The sequence below is a fragment of the Mycobacterium sp. genome (assembly GCF_035653355.1).
Lineage (GTDB): Bacteria > Actinomycetota > Actinomycetes > Mycobacteriales > Mycobacteriaceae > Mycobacterium.
This window is the reverse complement of record NZ_DASRBZ010000408.1, coordinates 1-4,772: the sequence shown is the minus strand read 5'-3', so window position 1 is coordinate 4,772 and position 4,772 is coordinate 1. Positions and strand designations below refer to the sequence as shown.

Below are 4,772 nucleotides of genomic sequence, written 5' to 3'. Positions count from 1 at the left end.
CTGTCCACCGACAGCGAGGGTTTGCGACGTCTGGCCGCCGACGAGCTGGGCCTGCCCACCGCGCCGTTCTGGTTCGCCGGCTCGCTCGACGAACTCAGGGCCGTCGCCGCCCACGCCGGCTATCCGCTGCTGGTCAAGCCGGTGGGTGCGGCGGCCGCTCAGGCCCGGTCGCTGGTGTCGGGGCCCGCCGACGTCGAACCCGCCTGGCAGCGGGCGGTTGCCGCCGGGGGGCGGGTCACCAGCACCCGGGTGCTGGCGGAAACCGTGGTCGAGGTCGACTACCACGTCACCCTGCTCACCGTGCGCAGCGACGGGCCGAAGGGGCCGGTGACCGAGTTCTGCGTGCCGATCGGGCATGGCGAGGCGACCGGCGACGTCCGCGAGTACTGGCAGCCGCAGCAGATGAGCGACGCCGCGCTGGATGCCGGCAAGTCGATCGCTGCGCGGATCGTCAAGGCGCTCGGCGGCCGCGGCGTCTTCGGGGTCGAATTGATGATCCGCGGCGACGAGGTCTACTTCTGCGACGTCACCGCCCGCCCCTATGAGAGCGGCCTGGTGACGTTGCGCACCCAGCGGTTGTCGGTATTCGAGCTGGCCGCCCGCGCAATTCTCGGTCTCGCGATCGACACCATCATGATCTCGCCGGGAGGGGCCCAGGTGATGTATGCCGGGCGCGAGGCCCTCGAGCCCAAGGCCGATGCCCGCGCGCTGGCCGATGCGCTGAGGGTGCCCGAGAGCGACATCAGGGTTTTTGCTCACCACGAGCCGGAAGCGCCGCGCAGGCTGGGCGTGTCACTGGCCACCGCGCCTGACGTGTCGGCAGCGCGCGATCGCGCTCGCCAGGTGTCGTCCGCCCTGCGCAAGGTGTGGCAGCCGCCGAGTTCGCCGGGGCCCAGTTGAGTATGCGAGACTCACGCAAGTGAGCTATGCAGGAGATATCACTTGCCAGCAGGCGTGGAAGCTGCTCAGTGATAATCCCGAGGCGGTGCTGGTCGACGTGCGCACCGACGCCGAATGGCGCTTCGTCGGAGTGCCCGACCTATCCAGCCTCGGCCGCGATGTCGTCTACATCGAATGGAACCGCTCCGACGGGAAGCGCAACGAGAACTTCGTCACCGAATTGCTGGAGCATGTCCCGCCGCGCCAAGACCGCCCGGTGATCTTCTTGTGTCGCTCCGGCAACCGCTCGGTCGGCGCGGCTGTGGCCGCGACCGAGGTCGGCATCACCCCGGCGTACAACGTGCTGGACGGTTTCGAGGGCCACCTCGACGAAGCCGGCCATCGCGGCGGGTCCGGCTGGCGGGCAATTGGGCTGCCCTGGAAGCAGTCATGACCGACCAGCATTCGGCGCGAACACCGGAGCCGCTGCCCGACGGCGTGGGACCGGCGACGATCGGGGTGCGCGGCGGGATCATCCGGTCGCAGTTCGAAGAGACCGCCGAGGCGCTGTATTTGACCTCGGGCTACGTCTACGAGTCCGCCGACGCCGCGGAGAAGGCGTTCGCCGGCGAGACCGACCGCTACGTGTACTCGCGCTACGGCAACCCCACCATCAGCATGTTCGAGGAGCGGCTGCGCCTGATCGAGGGCGCACCGGCGGCGTTCGCCACCGCGAGCGGCATGGCGGCGGTGTTCGTCTCACTGGGCGCGCTGCTGGGTGCCGGCGACCGGCTGGTGGCCGCGCGAAGCCTCTTCGGCTCGTGTTTCGTGGTGTGCGACGAGATTCTGCCGCGGTGGGGAGTCAAGACCGTGTTCGTCGACGGCGACGACCTTGCGCAATGGGAGAAGGCGCTCTCGGAGCCAACTCAGGCGGTGTTCTTCGAGACACCGTCAAACCCGATGCAGTCGTTGGTAGATATTTCCGCGGTCACCGAGATGGCGCATGCGGCGGGCGCGAAAGTCGTGCTGGACAACGTCTTTGCGACGCCGCTGCTGCAGCAGGGCTTTCCGCTCGGTGTCGATGTGGTGGTGTACTCGGGTACCAAACACCTGGACGGGCAAGGCCGGGTGCTGGGTGGGGCCATCCTCGGCGACAAGGAGTACATCGACGGCCCTGTGCAGAAGCTGATGCGCCACACCGGCCCAGCGATCAGTGCCTTCAACGCGTGGTTGCTATTGAAAGGCCTTGAGACACTGGCCATTCGGGTTGACTACGCCAACACCTCGGCGCAGCGGGTGGCGGAATTCCTGGAGAGCCATCCCGCGGTCAGCTGGGTGCGCTACCCGTATCTGGCGTCGCATCCCCAGTACGACCTGGCCAAGCGCCAGATGACGGGCGGTGGCACCGTGGTCACGTTCGCGCTCGACGCGCCGGAGCATGTGGCAAAGCAGCGGGCTTTCGAGGTGGTCGACAAGCTGCGGCTGATCAATATCTCCAACAACCTCGGCGACGCGAAATCGCTTATCACCCACCCGGCGACGACGACACATCGCGCGATGGGAGCCGAGGGACGAGCCGCGATCGGTCTGGGGGACAACGTGGTGCGGATCTCGGTCGGGCTGGAAAGCACCGACGACCTGATCGCCGACCTCGACCACGCCCTGCGCTAACACTCCTCACCCCGAGATCGACCCTTTGCAGGCCGGTACTCGAACTTCCGCTGCAAAGCGTCGATTTCGACGCCCTAGGGGCACTGCGGGTGACGGCCAGATAACAATTCTCAACGCAAACTAGCCCGACTCGCTAAGCAGATACCGGGGATTGGGCCTCGGCCAAATTATGGTCACTTCGTGTACCGTCGAACGGTCCTGAAGCTACCGCTGATGCTGGCAGGAGGCGCTGCACTGGCACGAGCACCGCGCGCCGCTGCGGAACCGCCCCGAGCCACCGGCGAGGCGACCCGGTGGTCACCGGACCGTGCCAACCGCTGGTATCAGGCGCAAGGCTGGCTCGTCGGCGCCAACTACATCCCCGCGAATGCCATCAATCAGCTCGAGATGTTTCAGTCGGGCACCTACGACCCCCGGCGCATCGACACCGAGTTGGGTTGGGCGCGGTTTCACGGGCTCAACACGGTGCGGGTCTTCCTTCACGATCTGCTGTGGGCGCAGGACCACCGCGGCTTTCAAGTTCGTCTGGCGCAGTTCGTGGCCATCGCGGCGCGCCACCGCATCAAGCCGCTGTTCGTCTTGTTCGACTCGTGTTGGGACCCGTTGCCGAAACTGGGCCCGCAGCGCGCACCTCGGCCCGGCGTGCACAACTCCGGCTGGGTCCAGGGCCCGGGCGCAGAACGACTCGACGACCGCCGCTACATCCGCACGATGTACGACTATGTGACGGGAGTGGTGAGCCAATTCCGTAATGACGACCGGGTTTTGGGTTGGGACGTCTGGAACGAACCCGACAACCCCGCGCGTGTGTACAGCTCGGTCGAACGGAAAGACAAGCAGCAGCTTGTCGCAGACCTGCTTCCCCAGGTGTTCCAGTGGGCGCGTTCGGTGAACCCCAGCCAGCCGTTGACGAGCGGCGTGTGGGACGGTGCGTGGGCAGATGCCTCACAGCGCAGCACAATTGCCGGCATTCAGCTGGACAACGCCGACGTGGTCACCTTCCACTGCTATGGCGAGCCTGCGAACTTCGAGAGCCGGATCAATGAGCTCACTCCACTGGGCCGGCCCATCCTCTGCACCGAGTACATGGCTCGCCCGTTGGGCAGCACTATTCAGACCATCCTGCCAATTGCGAAGCGTTACAACGTCGGTGCAATCAACTGGGGCCTGGTCGCCGGGAAGACCCAGACCTACTTCCCATGGGACTCCTGGGATCACCCGTACCAGACAATTCCGAACCCGTGGTTCCACGACCTGCTACGCCCCGACGGACGGCCCTTCCAGGCCAACGAAGTCCAGGCGATCCGGTCGCTGAGCGTCGGCACTGTGTCCTGAGCGTCGTCACTGTCTCCTGAACGCCGGGTACTAGCCGGCTGCCTTCTGCTCGGCTTCCTCGGCGCGTTCGGCGGCGGCCAGGGCGCCCTGCTCCTGCTCGCCGAGCTTGCTCATCGCCAACCTGGCGTAGATCATCTGGCTGGTGATGGCCATCTGGCTGCGGCTGCGGCCCAAAAAGGTCACCCCCCAGTGGATCAGGGTAGTGAAGCGGTTTTTGAACCCAATCAGATAGACCAGGTGCAGCACCAGCCAGGCCAGCCATGCGAGGACGCCGCCGAACTCCAGCTTGCCGACCTGTGCGACCGCGCTGAACCTGGACACCGTCGCCATGCTGCCTTTGTCGAAGTACTTGAACGGCGCCCGGTGACCGGGATCGTCGTGACCTTTCAACGCATGCTTGATGCACTTGGTTGCGTACTTCGCGCCCTGGATTGCGCCCTGCGCCATCCCCGGCACACCCGGCACGGCCATCAGGTCGCCGATCACGAACACATACGGGTGGCCCTTGACCGTCAGGTCCGGTTGCACCAGCACCCGGCCGGCGCGATCCACCTCGGTCCCGTCAGACTGCTCGGCGAGGACCTTGCCCAGCGGGCTGGCCTGCACACCGGCCGCCCACACCTTGCACGCGCATTGGATGCGATGCTCGCTGCCGTCTTTGTCCTTGACCGTAATCCCTTGGTAGTCAACGGCGGTCACCATCGAGTTGAGCTGGATCTCGACGCCCATCTTCTCCAGCCGGCGCTGCGCTTTGCCGCCGAGTTTTGTGCCCATCGGCGGCAACACCGCCGGCGCGGCGTCCAGCAGGATCACCCGGCACTCACTGGGATCGATGGTGCGAAACGACCCGGCCAGGGTGCGCTCGGCGAGTTCGGCGATCTGGCCGG

Annotated in this window: 5 protein-coding genes; 4 read left to right on the top strand and 1 reads right to left on the bottom strand. The window is 66.2% G+C overall.

The window, feature by feature from the left end:
• From VFA16_RS14020 to VFA16_RS14005, 4 genes are all read left to right on the top strand, one after another.
• Positions 1–900: ATP-grasp domain-containing protein (locus tag VFA16_RS14020; protein ID WP_324968401.1), on the top strand; the 900-nt coding region annotated here is incomplete at its 5' end.
• A gap of 19 nt (positions 901–919) precedes the next feature.
• Positions 920–1,333 (top strand): rhodanese-like domain-containing protein, encoded by a 414-nt coding sequence (locus VFA16_RS14015; protein WP_324968400.1) that lies wholly within the window; start codon positions 920–922, stop codon positions 1,331–1,333.
• A complete protein-coding gene (locus VFA16_RS14010) occupies positions 1,330–2,550 on the top strand; it encodes an O-succinylhomoserine sulfhydrylase (protein ID WP_324968399.1) in 1,221 nt (406 codons plus the stop codon). Before VFA16_RS14015 ends, VFA16_RS14010 begins: the two co-directional genes overlap by 4 nt.
• 180 nt (positions 2,551–2,730) lie before the next feature.
• The gene (locus VFA16_RS14005; RefSeq protein WP_324968398.1) at positions 2,731–3,885 is read left to right on the top strand and encodes a 1,4-beta-xylanase; all 1,155 of its coding nucleotides are present in this window, start codon (positions 2,731–2,733) and stop codon (positions 3,883–3,885) included.
• 30 nt (positions 3,886–3,915) lie between these two features.
• Here VFA16_RS14005 and VFA16_RS14000 read toward each other — a convergent pair.
• A partial coding sequence (locus VFA16_RS14000; RefSeq protein ID WP_324968397.1) for an NAD(P)/FAD-dependent oxidoreductase occupies positions 3,916–4,772 on the bottom strand: 857 nt, incomplete at its 5' end.